Here is a 25,513-nt window from a genome sequence, read left to right as displayed (position 1 = left end):
CCTTCTGGTGAACGTTGCTGGCTAGAAGAGTTCCTGACCATGCGCTTCGACGTAAGCGGCAAGGCCAAGGGTGTGATCGCGGGCGCGCTTCTCGGCGAGCTCGGTATCGCGCGCCTCCAGGGCTTCGATCATGCCGAGATGCTCTGGGAGCGAAGTCGCGGTGCGGTCCTTGCGTCCGATGGTCAACTGCCGATAGCCGCGCACGTGCAGCAGCAGGTCGTTGGTGAGATCGACCAGCACCGGTGATTCCGACAGCGAGATCAGCGCCTGGTGGAAGGCGATATTGGCCCGCGAATATTCCTCGACGTGATCCTCGGGCAGGCGATCCTTGCCAAATTCCTTGAAGTAGTCGCGCAGCGCCGTGATGTCTTTCTTGCGCGCTGTGGCAGTGATGAGGCGAGCTGCCATGCTCTCCAGCGCCGCCCAGGCGCGGATCATGTCGACAATCTCGCTCTTGGTCCGTCGTACCACCATGATGCCGCGGCGCGGAACCGTCTTCACGAAACCGTCCTGCTCGAGCATCGCGATGGCCTCGCGGATCGGCGTGCGGCTCACGCCGAGGCGCTCGGACAACGCGCGCTCGTCGAGCATCACCGGCTCGGGCGTCGAGTAGATGTCCATCTTGAGGATGGCTTCCTTCAAGGCGTCATACGCCTTGTTCTTGAAGCTACTCTCCGGGGCAATACGAACGATTGCGATATCTGCCTCGGCCATGTTCGGCAACGCCTTGGTTGGTTTCCGCAGTGACACGACGAATCTCCTCCAGTGGGAGTCGTCTTTTACAGGATTATTAACGGGAAAGTTTTTGGCATACCAAATACCAGAATGTCAAGCTGCCTATTTTTTGCAGCGTTCTAAGGTGCGCTGCAGCTTGACAAGTTGGCTTCTGGCATACCAAATGCCATCGCCAGCCATTTTTGATCCAAGCCGGCGGAGTAACCTCGGCTTTATGCCACTCCGTTCCGCGACATGGAACAGAGCGCGGCGAATGGAAAGCATAACGGGCAGCCGCAACACGCGCGCGCTTTGAGAACGCAAGAACCAAGGTCAAGGGAGAGCCACATGTCCAATTCCAAAGATGCCGTCCGCAAGGTGCTTGACCAGGTCAAGGCGGACAAGCGCACCAGCCTGACCGCGCCGGAAGGCAAGCTGGTCTGCGACGCCTACGGCATTGCGGTGCCGAAGGAAGGTGTGGCGAAGTCGGCCGGCGAGGCCGGCAAGATGGCCGCCTCGATGGGCTTCCCGGTGGTGATGAAGATCGTCTCGCCGGACATTCTCCACAAGACCGAAGCCGGCGGCGTCATCGTCGGCCTCAAGACGGCCGAAGACGCCGAGAAGGCCTACGAGACGATCCTCTCGAACGCCAGGAAGTACAAGTCCGACGCCAAGATCGAGGGTGTCCAGGTGCAGCAGATGCTGGCCGGCGGCACCGAAGTGATCGTCGGGTCGATCACCGATGCATCGTTCGGCAAGCTGGTTGCCTTCGGCCTCGGCGGCGTGCTGGTCGAAGTCCTGAAGGACATCACCTTCCGCCTCGCGCCCGCGACCAAGCAAGATGCGCTGTCGATGCTCGACGGCATCCAGGCGCATGAGATTTTGAAGGGCGTTCGCGGCGGCGAGCCGGTGAACCGCACCGCGCTTGCGGATGTCATCGTCAAGGTCTCGCAGCTCGTCACCGATTTCCCCGAGATCGTCGAGCTCGATCTCAACCCGGTGTTCGCGACGGCCAAGGACGCGATCGCGGCCGATGTCCGCATCGTCGTCGACTTCGCTTACGTGCCCAAGCCGAAGCCGCGCCCGACCGAAGAGATCGTCGCGGCCATGAGCCGCATCATGCAGCCGAAGGCGGTTGCCGTGGTCGGCGCTTCGGCCGAAGACGGCAAGATCGGCAATTCCGTGATGAAGAACCTCATCAACGGCGGCTACAAGGGCGACATCTACCCGATTCATCCCAAGGCCGCCGAGATCCTCGGCTACAAGGCGTATAAGAGCGTCAAGGACGTGCCGGGCGCAATCGACACCGCCGTGTTCGCCATTCCCGCGAAGTTCGTGGCCGCGGCGCTCACCGAATGCGGCGAGAAGAAAATTCCAGGCGCAGTTCTGATCCCGTCGGGCTTCGCGGAAGCCGGCGCGCCGGAGCTCCAGGCCGAGATCGTCGAAGTTGGCAAGAAATACGACATCCGCCTGATGGGACCGAACATCTACGGCTTCTATTATACGCCTGCCAATCTCTGCGCGACCTTCTGCACCGCCTATGACGTCAAGGGCCACGCGGCGCTGTCCTCGCAGTCGGGCGGCATCGGCATGGCCATCATCGGCTTCTCCCGTTCGGCCAAGATGGGCGTGTCGGCAATCGTCGGTCTCGGCAACAAGTCCGACATCGACGAGGACGATCTGCTCGCCTTCTTCGAGCAGGACCCGAACACCAACCTGATCGCGCAGCACTGCGAAGACCTCAAGGACGGCCGCGCCTTTGCGGAAGCGGCAAAGCGCGTCTCCAAGAAAAAGCCGGTCATCGTGCTCAAGGCCGGCCGCACCTCGGCCGGTGCGAAGGCGGCCTCGTCGCATACCGGCGCGCTCGCCGGTAACGACAAGATCTACGAGGACGTCCTGGCGCAGTCCGGCGTGATCCGCGCCCGTAGCTTGCGGCAACTGCTCGAATTCGCGCGCGGCGTGCCGGTGCTGCCGACGCCGAAGGGCGAGAACGTGCTGATCATCACCGGTGCCGGCGGCTCGGGCGTGCTGCTGTCGGACTCCTGCGTCGACAACGGCCTGTCGCTGATGTCGATGCCGGCGGATCTGGATGCGGCGTTCCGCAAGTTCATCCCGCCGTTTGGCGCGGCCGGAAATCCCGTGGACATCACCGGTGGCGAGCCGCCGATCACCTATGTCAACACGGTGAAGCTCGGCCTGACGGACGAGCGCATCCATTCGCTGATCCTCGGCTACTGGCACACCATCGTCACGCCGCCGATGGTGTTCGCACGCAACATGGTCGAGGTGAAGAAGGAGATGGAGGCCAAGGGCTTCGTGAAGCCGATCGTCGCCTCGCTTGCCGGCGACGTCGAGGTCGAGGAGGCCGCCGAATATCTCTACCAGAACGGCATTCCGGCGTATGCATACTCGACCGAACTGCCGGTCGAGGTCCTCGGTGCCAAGTACAAATGGGCGCGCGGGGCAGGGCTGCTCTGAGACGACGATCCCCTTCACCACTCCCCGCGCGCGGGGAGTGGTGAAAACAGTCAGGTCGCGATGAGCAGGAACGTGATCCGGCGTAAATCTCTCGAGCCCCGGTCGCCATCGGAGGCCGACCACGAGGCGCGTGACGGCGGCGTGCAGTCCGTCGACCGCGCGTTGTCGATCCTCGAGACGCTGTCCGAGGACGACGAAGGCTATCGCCTCAGCGATCTCGCCGTGCGCACCGGGCTCTCCGCCTCGACCGTGCACCGCCTGCTCGCGACGCTGGAAAGCCGCCGCTTCGTGCAGTTCGACCGCGCTGAATCCAAATGGCATGTCGGTGTGCGCAGCTTCACCGTCGGCGCGAGCTTTGCCCGCCGGCGCAATTTCAGCGCCCAGGCCATCCCCTATTTGCGCAAGCTGCGTGATCTCACCCGCGAGACGGCCAATCTTGCCATGGTCGACGACGAGTTCATCATCGTGCTGACCCGCATGGAGAGCCGCGAGATCATGCGCTCGCTGACCCAAGTCGGCGGCCGCGTCCCGATGGTGACGTCGGGCGTCGGCAAGGCGGTGCTCGCGACCTATTCCGACGAGGACGTCGGCGCCGTCATCCGCCATCACGGCATGCCACGCCTGACCGAGAAATCCATCGTGCGACCGAGCGACCTGTTCAAGGAACTCGAAAAGATCCGCAAGCAAGGCTTCGCGCTGGATGATGAAGAGGCCTGCATGGGCCTGCGCTGCGTTGCCGCGGTGGTCTACAACGCCTGCGCCGAGCCGCTCGCGGCGATTTCCGTGTCCGGCATGACCAGCCGGCTGACCGATCAGCGACTACCGGAAATCGGGCAGATCGTCCGGGATGTTGCTGCCGAACTGACGGCCGCGCTCGGCGGGGCAGTTCCGACGCTCCGCTAATCACAAACCCGGGGTATGTCACTGGACAGTGTCGGCCGTTTTGGCTGATATGCGACCAAACGACACGATGCGGCAAACGTTCGCATGAGCCCGGAGACGTCCCCATGTTTCAACTTTCCGCGCGCCTCGTCGGCGCAGCCGTCGCGCTGACCCTTGCGGCAGCCACGCCGGCCTTTGCCCAGCAGCTCGAGCTCAAGCTGATGGCACCGGCGGCGCCGGGCGGTGGCTGGGACCAGACCGCGCGCTCGATGCAGCAGGCGCTGGTTGCAGCGGGCGTTGCGCGCAGCGTGCAGGTCACCAACGTTCCCGGCGCCGGCGGCAGCGTCGGCATTGCGCAGTTCGTCAACGGCGCCAAGGGTGACGGCAACCAGCTGATGGTCAACGGCTTCGTCATGGTGGGCGCGCTCGCCATGAACAAATCACCCGTCACGCTCGAGCAGGTGACGCCGATCGCGCGCCTCACCGAGGAAATCCAGGTGATCGTGGTGCCGGCGAATTCGCCGATCAAGACCGCGCAGGATCTGGCCGCAGCCGTGAAGGCCGACATCGCCAAGGTGACCTTCGCCGGCGGCTCAGCCGGCGGCGTCGATCATGTGATGGCGGCATTGTTCGCCGGCGCCGTTGGCGCCGACGCGAAGAAGATCAACTACATCCCGTTCTCGGGCGGCGGCGAATCGCTCGCCGCCATTCTCGGCGCGAAGGTCACTGCCGGCATTTCCGGTCTCAGCGAATATGACGGGCAGATCAAGTCCGGCAAGCTGCGCGCGATCGGCGTGACCTCGGAAAAACGCATCCCAGGGAGCGACATTCCGACCTTCAAGGAGCAGGGCATCGACCTCGTGATCGCCAACTGGCGTTCGGTGGTCGCGCCTCCCGGAATCACGCCGGAGCAGCGCAAGACGCTGAGCGACGCGGTCGAGAAGATGGTGAAGTCGGACGCCTGGAAGGACATCCTCAAGCAGAAGGGCTGGGAGGATGCCTATCTCGGCGGCGACGCCTTCGCCGACTTCCTGAAAAAGGAAACCGTGCGCGTCACCGACGTGCTGAGATCAGTCGGCCTGGTCAAATCATGACCTCAGGTGATCCAGCCCAGCCACCGCGGCGCGTCGATCGCGCCGGCATCGTCATCGCCGCGTCGCTCGCGCTACTTGCCGCGGTACTGGTCTGGGACGCGCGCGGCCTGCAATCGACCACGATGTACGGGATGGGGCCGGAAGCCATGCCGGTCGTGATCGCCTCCGGCCTCGCGCTGCTCGCGATCGGCAATTTCATCGACGCGCTGCGCGGTCATTTGCCGGCGCGCGAGAGCGCCGATCCCGTGCCTGTGGTCTTGATCCTCGCGGGCCTTGCGCTGCTGATCGGCATCATCGGCTTCGGCGGCGGCTTCATCCTGGCGACGTCGGCGCTGTTCGTCACGACCTCGGCGGCATTTGGGCGCCGGGCCGTCCTGGTCGATTCCGCCATCGCCCTCGTGATGTCGACCCTCATTTACCTCGCGTTCGACCGGTTGTTGACGTTGAGCCTTCCCGCCGGCCCCCTGGAGCGACTGCTGTGATGGAAACTTTCGCGGCGCTGGCCCACGGCATGGCGGTCGCCGTCCAGCCGATGAATCTCCTCTACGCCCTGATCGGCGTGTTCCTCGGCACGGCCGTGGGCGTTCTGCCCGGCATCGGCCCAGCGCTGACGGTCGCGCTGCTGCTGCCGGTCACGTACAAGCTCGATCCCGGCGGTTCGCTGATCATGTTTGCCGGCATCTATTACGGCGGCATGTATGGCGGATCGACCACGGCTATCCTGATCAACACGCCCGGCGAGAGCGCCTCGATGGCGACGGCGCTCGAAGGCAACAAGATGGCCAAGGCCGGCCGCGGCGGGCCGGCGCTCGCGACCTCCGCGATCGGCTCCTTCGTCGCGGGCACCATCGCGACCATCGGGCTTGCCTTTCTCGCGCCATGGCTGGTCGATTTCGCCGTGCGCTTTGGCCCGGAGGATTATTTCGCGCTGATGTGCGTCGCCTTCGTCACGGTGTCGGCGACCTTCGGCGATTCTCCGATCCGCGGCCTGACCAGCCTGTTCATTGGTCTGACGTTGGGGCTCGTCGGCATCGACAAGCTGACGGGGCAGGCGCGGCTTGCGTTCGGCGTGCCCGAGCTGCTCGACGGCGTCGAGGTGACGACGCTCGCGGTCGGCCTGTTCGCGGTGGGTGAGGCGCTCTACGTCGCATCGCGCCGCCACCACACCGAGGAGAAGCTCGAGCCGGTGCGCGGCTCGCTGTGGATGACCAAGGAAGACTGGAAGCGATCGTGGAAGCCGTGGCTGCGCGGCACCATGTTCGGCTTCCCGATCGGTGCGCTGCCCGCCGGCGGCGCGGAGATCCCGACCTTTTTGTCCTATTCCTGCGAGAAGCGGCTGACCAAATACCCGGAAGAATTCGGCAAGGGCGCGATCGAAGGCGTCGCGGGACCGGAGGCCGCCAACAACGCTTCGGCTGCGGGCACGCTGGTGCCGCTCCTGACGCTGGGATTGCCGACCTCGGCGACGGCCGCGATGATGCTGGCGGGCTTTCAGCAATACGGCCTCAACCCGGGGCCACTGCTGTTCGCCGAGCGGCCCGACCTCGTGTGGGGCCTGATCGCGAGCCTGTTCATCGCCAATTGCATGCTGCTGGTGCTCAATCTGCCGCTGGTTGGCCTGTGGGTGCGGCTGCTGGCGATCCCGCAGCCGTGGCTCTATGCCGGCATCCTCGTGTTCGCGACCATGGGCACCATCGCCGCAAAGCCGTCCGTGGTCGAACTGTCGATGCTGGCCGGCTTCGGCGTGCTCGGCTTTCTGATGCGGCGGTTCGATTTTCCGATCGCGCCCGTCGTCGTCGGCCTGATCCTCGGCCCGATCGCCGAGAGCCAGCTGCGGCGCGCGCTCGCGATCAGTCTCGGTGATCCCATGACGCTGCTCCAGAGCCCGATCTCGGCGACGCTGCTTGCGCTGGCGTTGATCGCGCTGCTGGCACCCTTCGTGCTGAAAGGGATGGGACGCTTCAAGGCGAACGAGGACTAGCCATCCCGACGCGAGTGTTTTGTAATGCTATGTTCATCTCGTGGGAAAAGTCATGCCGTCAGAGCTCCGTTCGCCCCGTCTCGCTGTCCTGATCGACGCGGACAACGCTTCGGCAAAGATCGCCGATGGACTGTTCGAGGAGATTGCCAAGATCGGCGAGGCCAGCGTTCGCCGCATCTACGGCGATTTCTCCAATGCGCGGTCCAGGGGGTGGGCCGACATCCTGTCCAAACACGCCATCATCCCGCAGCAGCAGTTCGCCTACACAACGGGAAAGAATGCGTCCGACATCACCCTGGTCATCGACGCGATGGACCTGCTTCACAGCGGCCGGTTCGACGGCTTTTGCCTGGTGTCGTCGGACAGCGATTTTACCCGTCTCGCCGCCCGGATCCGGGAGCAGGGCGTTGATGTCTTTGGGTTCGGCGAGCACAAAACGCCGGAAAGTTTTCGGCAAGCCTGCCGAAGGTTCGTCTACACGGAGAACCTGCTGGCCGCCCCGGCGAATACCCAGGACGCCGCCTCGCGATCGACCTCGCTTCAGCCGCTCGATGCCGCAACTCCCATCATCAAGAAGGTCATCACCCAGATGGAGAGCGAGGACGGCTGGGTGACACTTGGAGAAGTCGGCCGCCAGCTCGCCAATCTCGCGTCCGACTTCGATCCGAGAACGTTCGGCTTCCGCAAACTGAGTGACCTCGTACGCAAGACGAATGCGTTCGAGATCGACGAGCAGAACGGGAGGTCGATGCGGATTCGGGTCAAACCCGCTGCCGCAGCGGCCCCGAGACGACGGAACTCGCGCCGACCCGTGAGGTCGGGGGCGGCAGGCGCTTCGCCGCCTAAAGCGTAAGCAGGGCGTGCCGTTATATTTGCGCTTGCCCGGTCTGGCGCAGGGCGTAACCATCGCAGGGCCATAACGCCACGCGAGGGTCCGATGACCAGACTTACCCGCTTCGCCGTCGCACCGTTGCATTCGATGACCCGGCGTCTCGCCGATGTGGCCTCGGCGCGTCTCGCGCCGGATCTCGTCGTCACCGGCGCGCGGGTGCTCTCGACCTATTCGGAGCGTATCCACGCGAGCCGCGAGGTCTGGATCACCGGCGGCCGCGTTGCTGCGGTGAAGCCGGCCGGTGCTGCGAAGAAAGTCTTCAGCAACGTGCCGGTTTACGACGCGGCTGGCGGCATTGTCGCGCCGGGCCTGGTTGATCCGCACATCCACATCGAATCCTCGATGGTGACGGCCTGCGCCTATGCCGAGGCCGCGCTGCTCAACGGCACTACCGCGATCTTCTGCGACAGCCACGAGATCGGCAACGTCATGGACGTCGCCGGCGTCGAGGCGATGCTGGAGGACGCGCGCGAGGCGCCGTTGTCGATCTTTTTGACTGTGCCAAGCACGGTGCCGGCCACCTCAGCCGCACTCGAGACCGCGGGCGGCGACCTCACGCCCGAGAAGATCGCCGGCCTGTTCGACCGCTGGCCGGAGGCTGTCGGGCTCGGCGAGAAGATGGACTTTGTGCCTGTCACCATGGGCAACGAGCGAAGCCACGCCATCCTCGCCGCCGCCCTGAAGCGCGGGCGGCCGGTATCCGGTCATGTTTATGGCCGCGAGTTCGTTGCGGCCTATGCGGCGAGCGGCGTGACCGACACCCATGAGGCGATCGAGCGCGACATCGCCGACGATCTGCTCGATGCCGGGGTCTGGGTCTTCCTGCGCGGGGGACCGCCGACCACACCGTGGCACTCGCTGCCGCAGGCGATCCGCACCATCACCGAGCTCGGCGCTTCGCACAAGCGCACGGCCGTGTGCACCGACGATCGCGATGCCGACGATCTCCTGCTGTTTGGGCTAGACTGGGTGGTGCGCGAAGCCGTGAAGGCGGGGATGTCCCCGGAGCAGGCCTGGTCGATGGGCTCGCTGCATGGCGCGACGCGCTTCGGCATGGACAGCGATATCGGCGGGCTCGGTGGCGGGCGCCGCGCCGATCTGGTGCTGATGGACGACAATTTGAAGCCGCAATGCACCTGGTATGGCGGCGAGCTCGTGGTCGAGAACCGCAAGATCACGCCGAAGCTCGATCAGGCGCTGTCGCAGCGCTATCAATACCCGCAGGCGGCCTACGCGACTGTGAAGCTGCCGGAGAAGCTGAAGCTGACGCCGGAGCTGCCGGCGAAGCCCTGCACCGTCAACGCCATCAAGACCGCGTTGCCCGGCATCATGCTGATCCATGAGAAGATCGCGATCGAGCCGGCCAAGGATTGGCCGGAATTGTTTGCGCGCTACGGCCTGTGCTTTGTCACGGTGGTCGAGCGCCATGGCAAATCGGCCGGCAATGTCGCCTATGGCCTGTTGAAGGACTTTGGCCTCAAGCGCGGCGCGGTCGCCTCCAGCGTCGGGCACGACAGCCACAACATCATCGTTGCCGGCACCAACGAGCCCGACATGCAGGTCGCGGTGGCCGCCATCAAGGAGCAACAGGGCGCCGTCTGCCTCGTCGCCGAGGGCAAGGTGAGGGCGCTGGTGCCGCTGCCAATCGCTGGGCTCTTGTCCGACAAGCGCGTCACCGAGGTGGCCGAAGAGGTCAAGGTGCTGAAGAAGGAATGGGCGGAAGCCGGCTGCACCATCCCCTACATGGGCTTCAATTTGATTCCGCTATCGGTCATTCCGGAAATTCGTATCACCGACAAGGGCCTCGTGCTGGTGCCGCAGATGGAGCTGGCGCCCCTGTTCGAGTGATCGCTTTCACGCGTGTCTCGCCCTAACTTACTGAAGCTGCCGCGATTTTTCCGCGGCTGCCGCATCGTGGAAAATAAAATCGATCTCGTTGAGTGCAGCCCTCGCGGGCCTGATGATCTCGCTCGAGCCAATGCAACTCAAGCGAGGTCCGATATGGCGAAGATGCGAGCCATCGATGCTGCCGTGCGAATTCTGGAGAAGGAAGGCATCTCGACTGCCTTCGGCGTTCCCGGGGCCGCGATCAATCCGCTTTACTCGGCGCTGAAGAAGCGCGGCTCGATCCGCCATATCCTGGCGCGGCATGTCGAGGGCGCCTCGCACATGGCCGAGGGCTATACGCGGGCCAAGGCCGGCAATATCGGCGTCTGCATCGGAACCTCGGGGCCGGCGGGCACCGACATGATCACCGGGCTCTATTCGGCGATCGCCGATTCCATCCCGATCCTCTGCATCACCGGGCAGGCGCCGCGCGCGCGACTCTACAAGGAGGATTTCCAGGCGGTCGATATCGAGTCGATCGCAAAGCCCGTGACCAAATGGGCGGTGACGGTGCGCGAGCCCGCGCTGGTGCCGCGCGTGTTCAGCCAGGCGTTTCATGTGATGCGCTCAGGGAGGCCGGGACCGGTGCTGATCGACATACCGCTCGACGTGCAACTCGCCGAGATCGAGTTCGACGACGAGACCTATGAGCCGCTGCCGGTCTACAAGCCTACCGCCACGCGCAAGCAAGTCGAGAAAGCGCTGGAGATGCTCAATGCGGCTGAACGGCCGCTGATCGTGGCAGGCGGCGGCGTGATCAATGCCGACGCCTCGGATTTGCTGGTGGAATTCGCCGAGATCGCTAACGTGCCGGTCGTGCCGACGCTGATGGGGTGGGGGGCTATTCCCGACGACCACGTGTTGATGGCCGGCATGGTCGGTCTTCAGACCAGCCATCGTTACGGCAATGCCACCATGCTCGAATCCGATTTCGTGCTCGGCATCGGCAACCGCTGGGCAAACCGCCACACGGGCTCGGTCGAGACCTACACTAAGGGTCGCACCTTCGTGCATGTCGACATCGAGCCGACGCAGATCGGGCGCGTGTTCAATCCCGATCTCGGCATCGTCTCGGACGCGAAGGCGGCGCTCGAACTGTTCGTCGCCGTCTCCAGAGAGTGGCGCCGGTCCGGCAGGTTGCGCGAGCGCCAAGCGTGGCCCGCCGCCTGCCGCGACCGCAAGAAGACAATGTTGCGCAAGAGCCATTTCGACAATGTCCCGATCAAGCCGCAACGCGTCTACGAGGAGATGACCAAGGCCTTTGGCCGTGACACCTGCTACGTCTCCGTGATCGGCCTGTCGCAGATCGCCGGCGCGCAGTTCCTGGGCGTCTACAAGCCGCGCAACTGGATCAATGCCGGGCAGGCGGGACCGCTCGGCTGGACGCTACCCGCGGCGCTCGGCGTGCGCGCCGCGTGCCCGGATCGCGAGATCGTCGCGCTGTCCGGCGATTACGACTTCCAGTTCCTGATTGAGGAGCTCGCGGTCGGCGCACAGTTCAATCTGCCCTACATCCACGTCGTCGTGAACAATTCCTATCTCGGCCTGATCCGCCAGGCCCAGCGCGGTTTCGACATGGACTACCACGTCCAGCTCTCGTTCGAGAACATCAACGCACCGGAGCTCGGCGGCTACGGCGTCGACCATGTCGCCGTGGCCGAGGGGCTCGGCTGTAAGGCGATCCGCGTCACCGACCCCAAGGACTCGCAGGCCGCGTTCGCGACTGCGCGCGAATTGATCGCGAAGCACCGCGTGCCTGTCGTAGTCGAGTTTATCCTCGAACGTGTCACCAACATCGCGATGGGCACCGAGATCGACAACATCGTCGAATTCGAGGAGGTGCTGGATCTGCCGCTCGACGAGGTCGCGACCGCGCGGCCCGGCGTGCTGCAGCCGGCGGAATAGGGAGATAGCGTCATGCCGAAATTCGCAGCCAACCTCACCATGCTCTTCAACGAAATGCCGTTCGTGGACCGCTTCGCAGCGGCCAAAGCAGCGGGCTTCGGCGGGGTCGAGTACCTCTTTCCCTATGAATTCGACAAGGCGCAGCTACGCGAGCAACTCGACAGCCATGGGCTGACACAGGTGCTGCATAATCTGCCGGCCGGCAATTGGGCGGCAGGCGAGCGCGGCATCGCGATCCTGCCTGATCGTATCAGCGAGTTCAGGGACGGCGTGTTTCGCGCCATCGACTATGCCAAGGCGCTCGATTGCGAGCAGCTCAACTGTCTCGTCGGCATCGCGCCTGTCGATGCCGACCCGCGCGAGCTCAACGAAACGCTGGTCGGGAATCTGCGCTTTGCGGCTTCGACCCTGGCGCGCGAGAACATCAAGCTTCTGGTCGAGCCGATCAATACGCTCGACATTCCCGGCTTCTTTCTCAACGGCACCGAGCAGGCCGTGCAGCTGATCTCCGAGGTGCGCTCCAACAATCTGTTCGTCCAGTATGACATCTATCACATGCAGATCATGGAGGGCGATCTCGCCCGTACCATGCAGGAATATCTGCCGCAGATCGCGCACATCCAGCTCGCCGACAATCCCGGCCGCCACGAGCCCGGCACCGGCGAGATCAACTATCCCTTCCTGTTCCGCCATCTCGACGCGATCGGCTATCGCGGCTGGATCGGTTGCGAATACAAGCCGCGCACCACGACGCTGGAAGGCCTGTCCTGGCACGCCGCGCAGACTTTCGAGACCTGAGGAAACTTTGACATGATCGACATCGGCTTTATCGGACTTGGCACCATGGGACGGCCGATGGCCGGCCATCTTCTGGCCGCAGGCCATCGCGTTCTCCTGCATGATGTCGGGCCGGTCGCACCCGAGCTGATCGCCGTCGGCGGCGTTGACTGCAAGTCAAGCAAGCACGTGGCAGAGGAGGCGGATGCGGTCATCATCATGGTGCCGGATACGCCGCATGTGGAGGCCGTGCTGTTCGGCAAGGACGGCGTCGCGGGCGGCATTTCCAAGGGCAAGATCGTGGTCGACATGAGCTCGATCTCGCCGCTGGCGACCAAGGAGTTTGCGAAGAAGATCGAGGCGCTCGGCGCGGATTATCTCGACGCACCGGTGTCAGGCGGGGAGGTCGGTGCCAAGGCGGCAAGCCTCACCATCATGGTCGGTGGCCCCGAGCGCGCCTTCAACACCATGAAGCCGATCTTCGACAGGATGGGAAAGAATGTCACCCGCGTCGGCGCCAATGGCGACGGCCAGACGACGAAGGTCGCCAACCAGATCATCGTCGCGTTGACGATCGAGGCGGTCAGCGAAGCGCTGCTGTTCGCGTCGAAAGCCGGTGCGGATCCGGCGCTGGTGCGGCAGGCCCTGATGGGCGGCTTTGCGTCTTCGCGGATTCTCGAAGTGCATGGCGAGCGCATGGTGAAGCGCAATTTCGATCCCGGCTTCCGCATCGAGCTGCACCAGAAGGATCTCAACCTCGCGCTTGAAGGCGCCCGCGCGCTCGGCCTGTCGCTGCCGAGCACGGCAGTGGCGCAGCAATTGTTCTCGTCCTGCACCGCGCATGGCGGCAAGGGCTGGGATCATTCGGCGATGGTGCGCGCGCTGGAACTGATGGCGGGGCACGAGATCGCCGCAGCCTGAACTGTTACCGGGTAACAGTCTCCACTTGTAGTTCTGCCTAGATCCGGCGGGAACCGGAACAATGATCCGGCCCCGCGGTTGAAGGCGCACAATAATCACTGGAGACATAAGCACATGAAAACCCGTCTTGCGATTTCGTTGGCTGCCGCGTCGCTGCTGGCGTCGAGTGCGGCCTTTGCTCAGTCGACGACCGAAGAAGGCGCCAGGAACGGTGCACGCGCGGGCGGCGACATCGGCGGTCCGGTCGGCGCGATGGTCGGCGGTACCGTCGGTGCGGCGGTCGGCGCTGGTCTGGAAATCCCGAATGCGATCCTCGGCGGAATTCCGCGCGATGATTCCGTCGTGGTTCACGAGCGCGTCGTGGTCGGCGAGCCATTGCCGCCGACCGTGGTGCTGCGGCCCGTGCCGAACTACACCGAATATCGCTATGCGGTCGTGAACGATCGCCGCGTGATCGTGGAGCCGCGCACGCGCCGCGTCGTCAAGATCATCGACTGATCGCTCGGAGCGTGAGCTTTGAAGACACGGGCCCTGCGGAGCGTCACTCCGCGGGGCCTTGGCTCGAGAGGGCCGAGCTTGCGCGAAACCGCGTTACAACCCAATCGGCGACGGCCGCGAGCGCGAAGCCGATGCAGGTGGTGCCGGCATCGACCAGAAAGTCCTCCAGCCGCGCATGCCGTCCCGGTGCCCAGAATTGCATCAGTTCGAGCAGGCCGATCAGCACCACCGCGATCGCTGCGGCCGACAGGCGGCGGCGCGGATAGGCGAGGCCGAAGGCTAGTCCCACCAGGACGAAGGCGAGGGCATGTTCGCCGTCCTGGCCGAGGTCGGAATGGGGCCGCAGGCCGGGCGGGCCGAGGGTTGCAAAGGCGACGGCGGCGGCAAGCAGCCAGGCAGAGGAGCGAACCAAAATGGACATCCGAACCGCTTAGCACGGATTGCAGCAGCCTGCCGAGGCGCCAGGATCAGATCGCCGTGTAGTTAATGACGAAACGTTAAAGTGGCTCCCGCACGCCAAGGCCGTGCATGAAGCGTTCCCGGATTTGTACGGGATCGCGTCGAGTGGCGCCGACGCCGGGCTTGTCATCGATACGAACGGCGATCAGGCTCGGCTCGCCAGCCGACATGGCTTCCTCGACCAGACGCTCGAAATCCTCCTCGTCCGCGGCCCAGGCGCTGTTGGCAAGCCCGGAGCCGGTCGCGATGGCGACGACGTCAGCCACGTTCGCGGCCGGTGTCGGCTGCGCGCCGGTGATCTGATAGATGCCGTTGTCCATCACGATCATCGCGAGGTTCTTCGGCTTCAACGCCGCAATCGTCGAGAGCGCGCCAAGCTGCATCAGCAGCGAGCCGTCGCCTTCGAGCGCAAAGACGCGCCGGTCCGGCTGCGCCAGCGCCACGCCCAGCCCGATCGGGAAGGCGAGCCCCATGCTGCCGAGCATGTAGAAATTCTGCGGACGGTGGCCGGCGGCCCAGAGGTCGAAATTGGTGTTGCCGATGCCGCCGATCACGGCTTCCTCGTGCTCGAGTTTCGCGATCAGGCGCGAGGTGACGTCGAAGCGGTTCATCACTTTGGTGTTGCGCACGTCTGTATTCATTTGGGCCGGCCTCACTTGTCGAACACCTTGCCGCCCGTGAGCAGCGGGTTGAGGATCAGGGCCACCGGCGCCTGCGTCGTGACGGCCTGCTTGATCGAACGGTCGGCAATGAATTCGAGCTCGTCGAGCCGGGTGATGGTGTGATGCTCCAGCGCCAGCGAATCCAGCACCGGACGCATGGTGCGGCAGACCAGTGCCTGGCCGTAGTTGAACTCGCCGAGCGTGCCGCGCTCAGACACGAACATGATCAGCGGAATCTGGTAGGGCACCGCGAGCGAGGCCAGCACGTTGGCGAGCGTCGCAAAGCCCGAGGTCTGCATCAGCACCGCGCCCCGCCGTCCGCCCATCCAGGCGCCCGAGACGATGCCGACGGCCTCCTCCTCGCGGGCAGTGGCAAAGGTGGCGAAGAAGGGATCGGCGTGCAGGTTCTTAATCAGCGGCGTCAGCACGCGGTCGGGCACGTAAGGGACGAGGCTGATCTCGTTCCGCTTCAGGGTTTGCAGGACGATGCCGTGCCAGCTCTTGTCACTGGAGGTCTGCGCCGCCTCGGACGAGGTCTGTTGCTCCGCAATCGGCATTGCGTTCTCCCTTCGGCCGCGCATGCTTTCTTGGTCTTTTGCCATTGTCTGCCATCGTCTTGGCCGTCGCGGCGGTCTGCCGAACTTGACGCAGGCAGCGGGATTGTCAACATGTCCGGGCTGCACCGTGATCTGCGCCAGACGGCCTGCCGCGGCCGGTGCCGCCGTGTCATAAGCGGTAACAACAAGAGAACGGAGGAACGCATGACAGGAGCGCGCGAAGCGCTGGCCCTGCGGATCTCCTGGAGAGAGCCGGAAGGGTCCTGATGTCCGTCAACAGCAAGCGCGTCTTCTACGTCAAATATCTGGCCAACCCGATCTACATCGACATCTTGAAGGCGCGGCCCGACGTTCGGCTCGATCGCATCGAGAACGAGAGCCCCGAGGATTATTTCGCGCCGATCATCGAAGCGGCTCACGTCTACCAGATCGGCGCCGCCCGTGACGAACTGGCCCCGCACTTCCATGTCGATGCTGCCTTCCTGAAGCGCGCGCCGAACCTGCTGCTCGTCTCCAGCAACGGCGCGGGATTCGATCCTGTCGACGTCGAGGCATGCACCGATGCCGGCGTGCTGGTCGTGAACCAGTCCGGCGGCAACGCCCACTCGGTCGCCGAGCATGCGCTGGCGATGATGCTGACGCTGTCCAAGCGCATCATCCAGTCCGATCGCAAGCTCCGCAGGGAATCCAACGTCAACCGCAACGAACTCGTCGGCAACGAGATCGAGCACAAGACCGTCGGCATCATCGGCCTCGGCAATGTCGGTCGCCGCATCGCCGCGTTGTGCAAGGGCCTGTTCGGCATGAAGGTGCTGGCCTACGATCCGTACCTGACGGCCGAGGTAATGGCCGAGCGGGGCGGCGAGAAGGTCGAGCTCGACGAGCTCTTGCGCCGCGCCGACTTCGTCTCGATCTCCTGTCCGCTCGACAAGGGCAGCCGCAATATGATCAGCGTGCGCGAGTTTGGGCTGATGCAGCCGCATGCGTACTTTATCACCACGGCGCGTGGCTTCATCCACGATGAAGATGCGCTGCTCCAGGCGTTGCGTGACAAGCGCATTGCGGGCGCCGGTCTCGACGTCTGGTCCAAGGAGCCGCCGCCGCCGGAGCATCCGTTGCTCCAGCTCGACAACGTGCTGGCGAGCCCGCATACCGCGGGCGTCACGATCGAGGCGCGGCAGAACATGGGCCGGATCGCCGCCGAGCAAGTGCTGCAGACGCTCGACGGCAAGCGCCCGCCGCGCATCATCAATCCCGAGGTCTGGCCACGCTATGCGGAGCGATTCAAGCAGGCGTTTGGTGTGACGCCGGCGTAGTCGGCTGTCGCTTTGTCCTTCCGTGGGCGGCGCTCCTGCCGCCTAATGATCGGCGGGGGGAACCGCGCCCGACTTTGATCCGCGTCAAAATCTCCCTCCCGGATTCCGTCTAAATGGGATTAGAGTGAGCGCCGCCGGGGCAGGCAGGAGGTCCCATGTCAACTTATGTGGTCAGGTTCATGAAGGACGTGCTCGGCCAGTACGGCCGGCAGATCGAGGTGTGCCAGGGCACGCTCGAGATCGACGCTTCCGACGAGGACGAAGCCAGAGAGCGGGCGAAGGCGAGGTTTTGCGAGGACCAGGCGTTGCACCACTGGTCGTTGCATGCCGACCGCATCCAGGTCAGACCGGCTGACTTTCCATCGTGAGCGGCCGGGCGCCGCGAGGTGCCGCCGGCGCCGAGCGGACCGCTGCACCATCTCAGTCGAGTAGCTTGTCCAGTGTGATCGGGAAGCGGCGGATGCGTTTGCCGGTGGCATGATAGACGGCGTTCGCGATCGCGGCGGGGACGCCGACGATGCCGATCTCGCCCAGCCCCTTGATGCCGAGCTTGTTGATACGATTGTCCGGCTCGTCGACGAAGATCACGTCGATGTCGTGAACATCCGCATTCACGGGAATGTGGTACTCGGCGATGTTGGCGTTCATGATCCGGCCGAAGCGGTGATCCATCACCGTCTCCTCGTGCAGGGCCATCCCGATCCCCCAGACCACGCCGCCCATGATCTGGCTGCGACCCGTCTTGGTGTTGAGAATCCGCCCGGCCGCGACGGCGCTGACCACGCGCGTGACGCGAATGACGCCTAGCTCTTCGTCCACCTTGACCTCGGCAAAGACGGCCGAATGGGTGTTGCGCGCGTGCTTCTTGTCCTCGCCGAACTGGTTGAGCTTTTCCTTCTCGATACGTTCGACGCCGCCATGGCACATCGCGTCGGCGATCGAGACCGCGCGGCTGTTGTCGCTGGCGCTGGCAATGCTGCCGTCGGTCAGCACCGTATGGGCAAGCTCGGCGCCGGCGAGCGGCGAGCCTGGCATCTTCCCGGCCAGAGCTAACAGCTCCTTGCGCACTTCCTCGGCGGCTGCGAGCACCGCATGTGCGCTCGAGGCGGCCATCCAGGAGCCGCCCTCGACAGGCGCCTGCGGCAGACTGGAATCTGCGAGCCTGACGCTGATGTTCTCGATCGGAAGGCCGAGCGCATCGGCTGCGACCTGTGCGACAATGGTGTAGGTGCCGGTGCCGATGTCGGATGCTGCACATGACACCTCGGCATGTCCGTTCGATGTCAGCACGATACGGACGGCGACCGGCATCTGCAGTGCTTCCCACACGCCTGTCGCCATGCCCCAGCCGACAAGATCCTTGCCGTCGCGCATCGAGCGCGGTGCGGGATTGCGTCTGCTCCAGCCGAAAGCGTCCGCGCCGCGCGCGTAGCATTCGCGCAACTGCTTGCTGGTGTAGGGCAGGTTTTCGCTCTGGTCGCGATCCGAGTAGCACTTCAGCCGCAGTTCGATGGGGTCGAGCTTGAGTGCCACGGCGAGCTCGTCCATCGCGCATTCGAGCGCGCAGACGCCCGACGCCGCGCCCGGTGCGCGCATGTCGCACGGCGTGGAGACGTCAAGGTGCACCAGCTTGTGGGAGAAGCGGCTGTTCGGGGTCTTGTAGAGCTGTTCGGCCCAGCCGGTATCGTTGCGGGCAAAATCCTCGTAGCGCGAGGTGACGGCAATGGCCTCGTGCGCGACCGCGTCGAGCGTACCGTCGGATTTTGCGCCGAGCGAGACGCGCTCGATGGTCATCGGCCGGTAGCCGAGCCCGTACATCTGCTGCCGCGTCAGCACGACGCGAACGGACCGCTTCAGCGCGAGCGCGCCGAGCGTTGCCAGCACCACCTGATATTGCGGCCGCAGGCCGGAACCGAAGGCGCCGCCGACGTATGGCGAGACTACACGAATGTCATCCGACTTCTTGTCGAACACACCGCATAGAAATTTGTGGACGTTCTGGACGCCCTGCGTCTTGTCATAGATCGTGAGCTTGCCATTGCTGTCCCAGACCGCCGTGGTCGCATATAGCTCCATCGGGTTGTGATGCTCGGTCGGTATCACGTAGTCCGCCTCATGGCGCACATCAGCTCCCGCAAGGGCGGCTGCGGCGTCTCCCCGCGGCTTGTGCGGCTTGTCCTTTTCGGCAGCGTTGCTGCGCTCGCCTTCGAGGTCGGTCGCAAAACCATGCTGCTCATATTCGACCCGCACGAGCGTCGCGGCGAATTTCGCGGTCTCCCAGTCCTCCGCGACGACCAGTGCGATCGGCTGGCCGTTGAACTTGATCGTGTCATCGTAAAGCGGACGGAAAGGCGAGCCTTCTTCGGGCGCCACCTCGTCCTTCCAGGCCTCGTCCTTGTCCGCGAGCGGCGGGCGGTTCGCATGCGTGAGCACGTCGAGCACGCCCTCGACCTGCAGCGCCGCATCGGTGTCGAGGCGGGCAATGCGCCCGCATGGAATGGTGGCCTCGACGACGAAGCCATGGAGGAGCCTGTCGGCCGGGAATTCGCCGGCGTATTTGGCGGCCCCGGTGACCTTGGCCCGTCCGTCGACACGCGACGTCGGCGTTCCCACATAAGCGTTCATAGGGTCCTCACGCGATCTTCTTGTGGGCCTGGGATTGCGGCGTGGCGTTCGCCGCCTGTGTCAGCGTCCGCACGATGGCGCGGCGTGCGAGTTCGACCTTGAAGCCGTTATGTGAGCGGGCCGTTGCTCCCTGGAGCAAGAGATCCGCGGCGTGTGAGAAGTGATCGGGCGTCGCGGCCTGGCCGCGCAACGCCGCTTCGGCTTCGAGGCTGCGCCAGGGCTTGTGAGCCACGCCGCCGAGCGCCACGCGTGCCCCGCTGATCGCGTTGCCCTGCAATTCGAGCGCGGCGGCAACCGAGACCAGAGCAAAAGCATAGGACATGCGGTCGCGAATTTTCAGGTAGCTGTAGTTTCGAGCAAAGCCGCGCGGCGGCAGCTCGATCGCCGTGATGATCTCGCCGGTGCCGAGATTGGTATCGACATGAGGCTTGTCGCCGGGCAGCCGATGGAAATCGGTCAGCGCGATGGTGCGTTCGCCGGAGGGACCCGCGATGTGCACGAGCGCATCGAGCGCGGCAAGCGCCACGCTCATGTCGGATGGATTGGTCGCGATGCAGGCGGCGCTCGTGCCCAGGATCGCATGGTTGCGGTTGAGGCCGTCCATCGCCGAGCAACCGCTGCCGGGATGTCGCTTGTTGCAGGGCGTGGCCGTGTCATAGAAGTAAGCGCAGCGCGTTCGCTGCATCAGATTGCCGCCAACGGAGGCCATGTTGCGCAATTGCGCCGAGGCGCCGGCCAAGATGGCGCTGGCGAGCAGGGGATAGCGCTGCTCGATCAATGGATGGTAGGCGAGGTCCGAGTTCGGCACCAGGGCGCCGATGCGCAAGGACCTGCCGGGTGTCTCCTCGACCTTGCGCAGCGGCAGGCGGGAAATGTCGATCAGCCGAGTGGGGCGTTCGACATTCTCTTTCATCAGGTCGATCAGATTGGTGCCGCCGGCAATCAGCTTGGCGCCGGGATCGGCGGCGAGCAGGCGGATCGCGTCGGCGACATCATTGGCCCGGGCGTACTGGAAATTGTTCATGGTTGACCCATTGCCTGCTGGATGGCGGCGACGATGTTCGGATAGGCGCCGCAGCGGCAGAGGTTTCCGCTCATCAACTCCCGGATCTCGTCGGTATCTTTGGCACGGCCTTCGGCGAGCAGTCCGGCCGCCGAACATATCTGTCCCGGCGTGCAATAGCCGCACTGGAAGGCGTCATGGTCAATGAAAGCCCGTTGGAGGGGATGCAGCGGGCCGTCTTTGGCAAGGCCTTCGATGGTTGTGATCTCGGCACCATCCTTCATGACCGCGAGCGTCATGCAGGAATTGATGCGCCGGCCGTCCACCAGCACCGTGCAGGCGCCGCACTGACCATGATCGCAGCCCTTCTTGGTGCCGCTCAGTGCAAGATGGTCCCGCAAGGCGTCGAGCAGCGTTGTCCATGGCACGAGATCCAGCGTGTGACTGACGCCGTTGACGACAAGATGGATCGGGATTCGTTCGGAAATCTGATGCGTGACATCGCCCATGTCCTGCTCCCTGCGACGGCGACCGTGCCGGACGTCAGCCGTGTTGACGCTGGGGCACGCCTTCGCCGGCCGATAGCGCCCAACGGACCACCGGCCGGTTGGTTCCTTTTGAGTCCTTGCAGGCAGTTCGCCTTTCCGAGAGGCGGCGATCAGCGCTTTGCTTCGCCGAACACCACATTCGGCACCGCGCGGTTGACGACCTCGCGCAGCGCGAAGCTGGATTGCACCCGCGCAACGCGCGGCAGGCGCGACAGCTCGGTGCGGTGGATGCGCTCGAAATCCTGGATGTCGCGGGCGAGCACGATCAGGATGTAGTCGTCGGTCCCCGACATCAGGAAGCAGCGCACGACGGACGGGCATTTCACCACCTCCGCCTCGAACGCCTTCAACGCCTCGTCACTCTGGCTTTCCAGCGCGATGCGGACCAGCACCGTGGTGGTGAGGCCGAACTGCGCGAGGTCGAGCGCGGCCTGATAGGCCTGGATGTAGCCGTCGTCCTCGAGCGCCTTCTGCCGCCGCGCGAGCGCGGTGCTGGACAGCCCAACCTTGTTGGCGAGCTCGGTGTGGCTGGCCCGCGCATTGGTCGTGAGTTCCGCGAGAATGGCGAGATCTTTCCGGTCGAGGGCCAAGGTTTCGTTTCCAGCGTGAAAGGGCGTTTGAGCGCCGGAAACCGGCGCGGCGAGGCCAAAGCTAGCGGATATTTGCACGAAACCAAACCGGGCACGTCGCTACGATCATGAGGTGAATCAAAGGGAGGCCCGGGATGCGCGTCGGTGTGCCTAAGGAAATCAAAGTGCAGGAATATCGCGTCGGGCTCACCCCGGGTGCGGTCCGCGAATATGTCGCGGCGGGGCACGAGGCGACGGTCGAGACGGGCGCGGGTGGCGGCATCGGCGCCTCCGACGAAGTCTATAGGCGGGCAGGGGCCACCATTGCCGACAGCGCGCGCGACATCTTCGTGAAGTGCGACATGATCGTGAAGGTGAAGGAGCCCCAGAAAAGCGAATGGGCCCAGCTCCGCGACAGCCAGATCCTGTTCACTTATCTCCATCTCGCGCCGGATCCCGAACAGGCCAGGGGTTTGCTCGCCTCCGGCTGTACTGCGATCGCCTACGAAACCGTCACCGACGCGGCCGGTCGCCTCCCCCTGCTTGCGCCGATGAGCGAAGTCGCCGGCCGCCTCGCCATCGAGGCCGCCGGCGCCGCGCTCAAGCGATCGGCTGGCGGCCGCGGGCTGCTGCTGGGCGGCGTTCCCGGCGTGCAGCCGGCGCGGGTCGTCGTGCTCGGCGGCGGCGTGGTGGGAACGCAAGCCGCGCGCATGGCCGCCGGCCTTGGCGCCGAGGTCACCGTGATGGACCGCTCGATCCCCCGCCTGCGCGAACTCGATGATCTCTTTGCCGGGCGCGTGCGCACCCGCTTCTCCACCATCGAGTCGGTCGAGGAGGAGGTGTTCGCTGCCGACGTCGTGATCGGCGCGGTGCTGGTGCCGGGCGCGAGTGCGCCCCGGCTCGTCACGCGTGCGATGCTGACGTCGATGCGACCGGGCGCCGTGCTGGTCGACGTCGCGATTGATCAGGGCGGCTGCTTCGAGACCTCGCACCCGACCACGCATGTCGATCCGACCTATCTGGTTGACGGCATCGTGCATTATTGCGTGGCTAATATGCCGGGCGCGGTGCCGGTGACGTCGAGCCAGGCGCTGAACAACGCGACGCTGCCGTTCGGCTTGATGCTCGCGAACAAGGGTTTCGCGGCGGTGCTGGAAAATCCACATCTGCGGAACGGGCTGAATGTGCATCGCGGCCGCATCACCAACAAAGCGGTGGCCGAAAGCCTCGGGCTGGAGTTTGCTCCGGTGGGGAGCGGTCTGGCGGCGTAGCGTTGCTGCTCATACCGGCTTGCGATGGCGGCTGCCGAGCGCGGCCTCGATCGTCTCAGGCTTCTCGATGCGTTCGATCAGCATGTCGATGCGGTCGCCGCCCCAGAACAGCTCGCCGTTGAACACCATGGTCGGCACGCCGAACACGCCGAGCGCTTCGGCCTCGTCGATGATGCGGTCGTGTTCGGCGCGTGCGGGGCCATGGACGTAGGCTTTGAACTGACCGGCTGAGCCACCGCACGACGTGATGACGTCGGCGATTGCGGCGAGATCGTCGATCTCCAGCTCATGGCTCCAGAACCGACGAAAGACCGTGTCGTGATACGGACGGAAGAAGCCGTGCTGTTGGGCGAATAGCATGCCGACGCTGGAATAGAACGCGTCGTAGATCCGCCGGGGCCCTTTCATGACGAGCCCCTGCGCATTGGCATAGCGCCGTGCGTCCATATAGGCATAGCGCACCTTGCGCCAGAAATGCGGCGTGCGCTCCTCGACCGTCCCCATGAATTCGGCGACGCGTAGCGTATAGGGCAGCCATTCGAGCTCGACGCCGTGCGTCTCCTGCAGTTCGAACAGGCGCTTGTTGGCGACGAACGCGTAGGGGCTCTTGTAATCCGTGTAGATGCGCACGCGGGGGTTTGGCATAGGCAGATTCCTTTCATACGCGCAGCGGGACCTGCTAACCGGGGCGCGGGTGCTCAGATAGGCCGGAAGAAGAAAACTATTGCCTCGGGTCCGTTCGGCGGAAGGAGTTTCCCCTCCGGGAGGCAAAAAAGCCAATCGCTTCCATTGCTGTTTGGGGCCGAAACGACGACATTTCCATCAGAAATTGATGGATTGACTGCTATGGAACGCACCAGGTTTGAGCCCTTCGGCGAGCAATTGGTGTCCGCAACGGACACCCAGCCGCGCTCGCGCGGGTCAAAGCTGCTGCTGCGGGTCGGCACTGGCCTGTTCTGGTCGCTGGTCGCCGGCATCGTGCTGGCGCGCGCGGCCTTCTTCGAGCCCGGCGTCTATGACGGCTTCAGCCGTGTCGCCTCGCTGGCCAAGGATCTTATCTTCTAAGGCGCGCCTGATCTTCTAAAGGGCGCCTGACCTTCAGAGCCAGATTATTCCGGGCCGAGGATAGAACTTCCCTCTGCCCTGATATGTCGAAAACTTATTTCCCAATCGGATGGCGCTGCGTATAAATCCTTCTCCTTGGGGAGAGATTTGTGTCGCAGAATCAAGCATCCAGCCCGGCCGACGCCAAGCCGACCACGGCCACTGGCCGCATCGTCGCGCTGATTCCCGGGATCCTCCTCTGTATCGCCGTGGCCGGTGTTTCGGCCCTGCTCGAACGGGCGGAATTGGGCGTCTTCGAGCATCCCTATGTCGAGGCGCTGGTGATGGCGATCTTGCTCGGCATGGCCGTGCGCAGCTTCTGGAAGCCCGCGCCGCGCTGGCAGTCCGGCATCGCCTTCAGCGCCAAGCAACTGCTCGAAGTCGCCGTCATGCTGCTGGGGGCCTCGATCAGCTTTGCTGCTATCGCGGCGTCCGGCGTCGCGCTGTTGGCCTCGATCGCAGCCATCGTCGTGATCGCGCTCAGCGTCTCCTTCGGCATCAGCCGCCTGCTCGGTCTCTCAACGCGGCTCTCGATCCTGATCGCCTGCGGCAACTCGATCTGCGGTAATTCGGCGATTGCCGCGGTGGCGCCGATCATCGGCGCCAACAATGACGAGATCGCATCCTCGATCTCCTTCACCGCGATCCTCGGCGTGATGATGGTGCTCGGCCTGCCGCTGCTGATCCCGCTGCTGCAGCTATCGGCCACGCAATACGGCATCCTCGCAGGCCTCACCGTCTATGCCGTGCCGCAGGTGCTGGCCGCGACGGTGCCGGCCGGGCTCGTCTCGACGCAGATCGGCACGCTCGTCAAGCTGATGCGCGTGCTGATGCTCGGGCCGGTGGTCGTCGGCCTCTCGCTGACGGCCTCGCGCTGGCACAACGAGGCCAAGAAGACCAGTGTCGGCTTTTTCCGCCTGGTCCCCTGGTTCATCCTCGGCTTCCTTGCGCTGGCGACCCTGCGATCCCTCGAGATCGTGCCAGGCACGGTGGTCGGTCCGGTGACGAAGATCACCAGCTTTCTCACGGTGGTGTCGATGGCGGCGCTGGGCCTGGGTGTCGATGTGAAGGTGCTTGCCAATGTCGGGGGGCGGGTGACGGCGGCCGTGACGTTGTCGCTGCTGCTGCTGCTCGGCATCAGCATCGCGCTGGTGCACTGGTTCAAGTAGAAGCAATCGCGCGGCGATGGCAGTGCACCCTCTCCCCTTGTGGGAGGGTGGCTCGCCGCGCAGCGGCGAGACGGGTGAGGGGTTCTATCCGCGAGTCAATCTGTAGCAGGGAGCGCGCGGACGCATACCCCTTGTATCTGCACGGCCAGCATTTGTGCGATGGAAGTGACTTAGCGCCTTGGCCGGTGGCCACCGGCCAAG

Annotated in this window: 25 protein-coding genes; 16 read left to right on the top strand and 9 right to left on the bottom strand. The window is 64.6% G+C overall.

Translation table 11 applies throughout. The features are described from left to right. Positions 1–21 precede the first annotated feature (21 nt). Positions 22–714: a GntR family transcriptional regulator gene (locus AC0L3C_RS33885; protein ID WP_162496371.1), complete on the bottom strand. Its 693-nt coding sequence runs from the start codon at positions 712–714 to the stop codon at positions 22–24. Positions 715–1,062: 348 nt separating this feature from the next. On the opposite strand from AC0L3C_RS33885, the gene AC0L3C_RS33880 reads away from it, so the two are divergent. The 11 genes from AC0L3C_RS33880 (at position 1,063) to AC0L3C_RS33830 (ending at position 14,029) form a co-directional block, all read left to right on the top strand. Beyond that, positions 1,063–3,192, top strand: coding sequence for an acetate--CoA ligase family protein (locus AC0L3C_RS33880; RefSeq protein WP_473410166.1), 2,130 nt, complete (start codon positions 1,063–1,065; stop codon positions 3,190–3,192). Between the two features lie 60 nt (positions 3,193–3,252). Next, complete coding sequence (locus AC0L3C_RS33875; protein WP_473410165.1) at positions 3,253–4,095, top strand: IclR family transcriptional regulator; 843 nt, start codon at positions 3,253–3,255, stop codon at positions 4,093–4,095. A 104-nt stretch (positions 4,096–4,199) separates the two neighbouring features. Continuing rightward, a complete protein-coding gene (locus AC0L3C_RS33870; RefSeq protein ID WP_473277770.1) occupies positions 4,200–5,168 on the top strand; it encodes a Bug family tripartite tricarboxylate transporter substrate binding protein in 969 nt (322 codons plus the stop codon). Further along, the gene (locus AC0L3C_RS33865; RefSeq protein WP_473263209.1) at positions 5,165–5,650 is read left to right on the top strand and encodes a tripartite tricarboxylate transporter TctB family protein; all 486 of its coding nucleotides are present in this window, start codon (positions 5,165–5,167) and stop codon (positions 5,648–5,650) included. Before AC0L3C_RS33870 ends, AC0L3C_RS33865 begins: the two co-directional genes overlap by 4 nt. Next, positions 5,650–7,149, top strand: a complete 1,500-nt coding sequence (locus tag AC0L3C_RS33860; protein ID WP_247359822.1) for a tripartite tricarboxylate transporter permease — start codon at positions 5,650–5,652, stop codon at positions 7,147–7,149. The genes AC0L3C_RS33865 and AC0L3C_RS33860 overlap by 1 nt, the downstream gene beginning before the upstream one ends. A gap of 52 nt (positions 7,150–7,201) precedes the next feature. After that, positions 7,202–8,002 (top strand): NYN domain-containing protein, encoded by an 801-nt coding sequence (locus tag AC0L3C_RS33855; protein ID WP_473263210.1) that lies wholly within the window; start codon positions 7,202–7,204, stop codon positions 8,000–8,002. Positions 8,003–8,086: 84 nt separating this feature from the next. After that, entirely contained in the window at positions 8,087–9,889 is a 1,803-nt protein-coding gene (locus AC0L3C_RS33850) for an adenine deaminase (RefSeq protein WP_473410164.1), read from the top strand. A gap of 153 nt (positions 9,890–10,042) precedes the next feature. Then, entirely contained in the window at positions 10,043–11,833 is a 1,791-nt protein-coding gene (gene gcl / locus AC0L3C_RS33845; protein ID WP_473263212.1) for a glyoxylate carboligase, read from the top strand. 12 nt (positions 11,834–11,845) lie between these two features. Further along, positions 11,846–12,631 carry a hydroxypyruvate isomerase gene (gene hyi, locus AC0L3C_RS33840; protein WP_473263213.1) on the top strand — a complete coding sequence of 262 codons (786 nt, stop codon included), beginning with the start codon at positions 11,846–11,848 and terminating at the stop codon, positions 12,629–12,631. 12 nt (positions 12,632–12,643) lie between these two features. Continuing rightward, complete coding sequence (locus AC0L3C_RS33835; protein ID WP_473277774.1) at positions 12,644–13,531, top strand: 2-hydroxy-3-oxopropionate reductase; 888 nt, start codon at positions 12,644–12,646, stop codon at positions 13,529–13,531. A gap of 114 nt (positions 13,532–13,645) precedes the next feature. Beyond that, complete coding sequence (locus AC0L3C_RS33830; protein ID WP_007593296.1) at positions 13,646–14,029, top strand: DUF1236 domain-containing protein; 384 nt, start codon at positions 13,646–13,648, stop codon at positions 14,027–14,029. A 43-nt stretch (positions 14,030–14,072) separates the two neighbouring features. On the opposite strand, the gene AC0L3C_RS33825 is transcribed toward AC0L3C_RS33830, so the two are convergent. From AC0L3C_RS33825 to AC0L3C_RS33815, 3 genes are all read right to left on the bottom strand, one after another. Beyond that, complete coding sequence (locus tag AC0L3C_RS33825; protein WP_473410163.1) at positions 14,073–14,450, bottom strand: VanZ family protein; 378 nt, start codon at positions 14,448–14,450, stop codon at positions 14,073–14,075. Positions 14,451–14,526: 76 nt separating this feature from the next. Then, the gene (locus AC0L3C_RS33820) at positions 14,527–15,129 is read right to left on the bottom strand and encodes a thiamine pyrophosphate-dependent enzyme (RefSeq protein ID WP_473410162.1); all 603 of its coding nucleotides are present in this window, start codon (positions 15,127–15,129) and stop codon (positions 14,527–14,529) included. Between the two features lie 11 nt (positions 15,130–15,140). Continuing rightward, positions 15,141–15,707, bottom strand: coding sequence for a thiamine pyrophosphate-binding protein (locus AC0L3C_RS33815; protein WP_473410161.1), 567 nt, complete (start codon positions 15,705–15,707; stop codon positions 15,141–15,143). A 266-nt stretch (positions 15,708–15,973) separates the two neighbouring features. Between AC0L3C_RS33815 and AC0L3C_RS33810 the strand changes: the two genes are divergently transcribed. Both AC0L3C_RS33810 and AC0L3C_RS33805 read left to right on the top strand, forming a co-directional pair. Next, a complete protein-coding gene (locus AC0L3C_RS33810) occupies positions 15,974–17,023 on the top strand; it encodes a hydroxyacid dehydrogenase (protein WP_473410160.1) in 1,050 nt (349 codons plus the stop codon). 155 nt (positions 17,024–17,178) lie between these two features. After that, positions 17,179–17,391, top strand: a complete 213-nt coding sequence (locus tag AC0L3C_RS33805) for a hypothetical protein (protein ID WP_007608382.1) — start codon at positions 17,179–17,181, stop codon at positions 17,389–17,391. A 52-nt stretch (positions 17,392–17,443) separates the two neighbouring features. On the opposite strand, the gene AC0L3C_RS33800 is transcribed toward AC0L3C_RS33805, so the two are convergent. The 4 genes from AC0L3C_RS33800 to AC0L3C_RS33785 all read right to left on the bottom strand — a co-directional run bounded on the left by AC0L3C_RS33800 (position 17,444) and on the right by AC0L3C_RS33785 (position 21,789). Continuing rightward, entirely contained in the window at positions 17,444–19,648 is a 2,205-nt protein-coding gene (locus tag AC0L3C_RS33800; RefSeq protein WP_473410159.1) for a xanthine dehydrogenase family protein molybdopterin-binding subunit, read from the bottom strand. A gap of 7 nt (positions 19,649–19,655) precedes the next feature. Continuing rightward, the gene (locus AC0L3C_RS33795; RefSeq protein ID WP_473410158.1) at positions 19,656–20,672 is read right to left on the bottom strand and encodes an FAD binding domain-containing protein; all 1,017 of its coding nucleotides are present in this window, start codon (positions 20,670–20,672) and stop codon (positions 19,656–19,658) included. Then, positions 20,669–21,160, bottom strand: coding sequence for a (2Fe-2S)-binding protein (locus AC0L3C_RS33790; RefSeq protein WP_473410157.1), 492 nt, complete (start codon positions 21,158–21,160; stop codon positions 20,669–20,671). The genes AC0L3C_RS33795 and AC0L3C_RS33790 overlap by 4 nt, the downstream gene beginning before the upstream one ends. Positions 21,161–21,309: 149 nt before the next feature. Beyond that, complete coding sequence (locus AC0L3C_RS33785) at positions 21,310–21,789, bottom strand: Lrp/AsnC family transcriptional regulator (protein ID WP_473263222.1); 480 nt, start codon at positions 21,787–21,789, stop codon at positions 21,310–21,312. Between the two features lie 134 nt (positions 21,790–21,923). On the opposite strand from AC0L3C_RS33785, the gene ald reads away from it, so the two are divergent. Then, positions 21,924–23,039 (top strand): alanine dehydrogenase, encoded by a 1,116-nt coding sequence (gene ald / locus AC0L3C_RS33780; RefSeq protein WP_473410156.1) that lies wholly within the window; start codon positions 21,924–21,926, stop codon positions 23,037–23,039. 9 nt (positions 23,040–23,048) lie between these two features. On the opposite strand, the gene AC0L3C_RS33775 is transcribed toward ald, so the two are convergent. Beyond that, complete coding sequence (locus AC0L3C_RS33775) at positions 23,049–23,684, bottom strand: DsbA family protein (protein WP_473277785.1); 636 nt, start codon at positions 23,682–23,684, stop codon at positions 23,049–23,051. Between the two features lie 201 nt (positions 23,685–23,885). Here AC0L3C_RS33775 and AC0L3C_RS33770 point away from each other — a divergent pair, with 201 nt between their 5' ends. Together AC0L3C_RS33770 and AC0L3C_RS33765 are read left to right on the top strand one after the other, a co-directional pair. Beyond that, the gene (locus tag AC0L3C_RS33770) at positions 23,886–24,104 is read left to right on the top strand and encodes a hypothetical protein (RefSeq protein ID WP_473263225.1); all 219 of its coding nucleotides are present in this window, start codon (positions 23,886–23,888) and stop codon (positions 24,102–24,104) included. A gap of 149 nt (positions 24,105–24,253) precedes the next feature. Further along, positions 24,254–25,312 (top strand): YeiH family protein, encoded by a 1,059-nt coding sequence (locus AC0L3C_RS33765; RefSeq protein ID WP_473410155.1) that lies wholly within the window; start codon positions 24,254–24,256, stop codon positions 25,310–25,312. Positions 25,313–25,513 lie beyond the last annotated feature (201 nt).

Source organism: Bradyrhizobium sp. WSM4872 (genome assembly GCF_055811715.1).
This window is presented reverse-complemented; position numbering and strand designations above follow the sequence as displayed.

Coding starts and splice junctions, on each gene's coding strand:
- AC0L3C_RS33885 (WP_162496371.1), bottom strand. CDS start 714: ATGGCCGAGGCAGATATCGCAATCGTTCGTATTGCCCCGGAGAGTAGC.
- AC0L3C_RS33880 (WP_473410166.1), top strand. CDS start 1,063: ATGTCCAATTCCAAAGATGCCGTCCGCAAGGTGCTTGACCAGGTCAAG.
- AC0L3C_RS33875 (WP_473410165.1), top strand. CDS start 3,253: ATGAGCAGGAACGTGATCCGGCGTAAATCTCTCGAGCCCCGGTCGCCA.
- AC0L3C_RS33870 (WP_473277770.1), top strand. CDS start 4,200: ATGTTTCAACTTTCCGCGCGCCTCGTCGGCGCAGCCGTCGCGCTGACC.
- AC0L3C_RS33865 (WP_473263209.1), top strand. CDS start 5,165: ATGACCTCAGGTGATCCAGCCCAGCCACCGCGGCGCGTCGATCGCGCC.
- AC0L3C_RS33860 (WP_247359822.1), top strand. CDS start 5,650: ATGGAAACTTTCGCGGCGCTGGCCCACGGCATGGCGGTCGCCGTCCAG.
- AC0L3C_RS33855 (WP_473263210.1), top strand. CDS start 7,202: ATGCCGTCAGAGCTCCGTTCGCCCCGTCTCGCTGTCCTGATCGACGCG.
- AC0L3C_RS33850 (WP_473410164.1), top strand. CDS start 8,087: ATGACCAGACTTACCCGCTTCGCCGTCGCACCGTTGCATTCGATGACC.
- gcl (WP_473263212.1), top strand. CDS start 10,043: ATGGCGAAGATGCGAGCCATCGATGCTGCCGTGCGAATTCTGGAGAAG.
- hyi (WP_473263213.1), top strand. CDS start 11,846: ATGCCGAAATTCGCAGCCAACCTCACCATGCTCTTCAACGAAATGCCG.
- AC0L3C_RS33835 (WP_473277774.1), top strand. CDS start 12,644: ATGATCGACATCGGCTTTATCGGACTTGGCACCATGGGACGGCCGATG.
- AC0L3C_RS33830 (WP_007593296.1), top strand. CDS start 13,646: ATGAAAACCCGTCTTGCGATTTCGTTGGCTGCCGCGTCGCTGCTGGCG.
- AC0L3C_RS33825 (WP_473410163.1), bottom strand. CDS start 14,450: ATGTCCATTTTGGTTCGCTCCTCTGCCTGGCTGCTTGCCGCCGCCGTC.
- AC0L3C_RS33820 (WP_473410162.1), bottom strand. CDS start 15,129: ATGAATACAGACGTGCGCAACACCAAAGTGATGAACCGCTTCGACGTC.
- AC0L3C_RS33815 (WP_473410161.1), bottom strand. CDS start 15,707: ATGCCGATTGCGGAGCAACAGACCTCGTCCGAGGCGGCGCAGACCTCC.
- AC0L3C_RS33810 (WP_473410160.1), top strand. CDS start 15,974: ATGTCCGTCAACAGCAAGCGCGTCTTCTACGTCAAATATCTGGCCAAC.
- AC0L3C_RS33805 (WP_007608382.1), top strand. CDS start 17,179: ATGTCAACTTATGTGGTCAGGTTCATGAAGGACGTGCTCGGCCAGTAC.
- AC0L3C_RS33800 (WP_473410159.1), bottom strand. CDS start 19,648: ATGAACGCTTATGTGGGAACGCCGACGTCGCGTGTCGACGGACGGGCC.
- AC0L3C_RS33795 (WP_473410158.1), bottom strand. CDS start 20,672: ATGAACAATTTCCAGTACGCCCGGGCCAATGATGTCGCCGACGCGATC.
- AC0L3C_RS33790 (WP_473410157.1), bottom strand. CDS start 21,160: ATGGGCGATGTCACGCATCAGATTTCCGAACGAATCCCGATCCATCTT.
- ald (WP_473410156.1), top strand. CDS start 21,924: ATGCGCGTCGGTGTGCCTAAGGAAATCAAAGTGCAGGAATATCGCGTC.
- AC0L3C_RS33775 (WP_473277785.1), bottom strand. CDS start 23,684: ATGCCAAACCCCCGCGTGCGCATCTACACGGATTACAAGAGCCCCTAC.
- AC0L3C_RS33770 (WP_473263225.1), top strand. CDS start 23,886: ATGGAACGCACCAGGTTTGAGCCCTTCGGCGAGCAATTGGTGTCCGCA.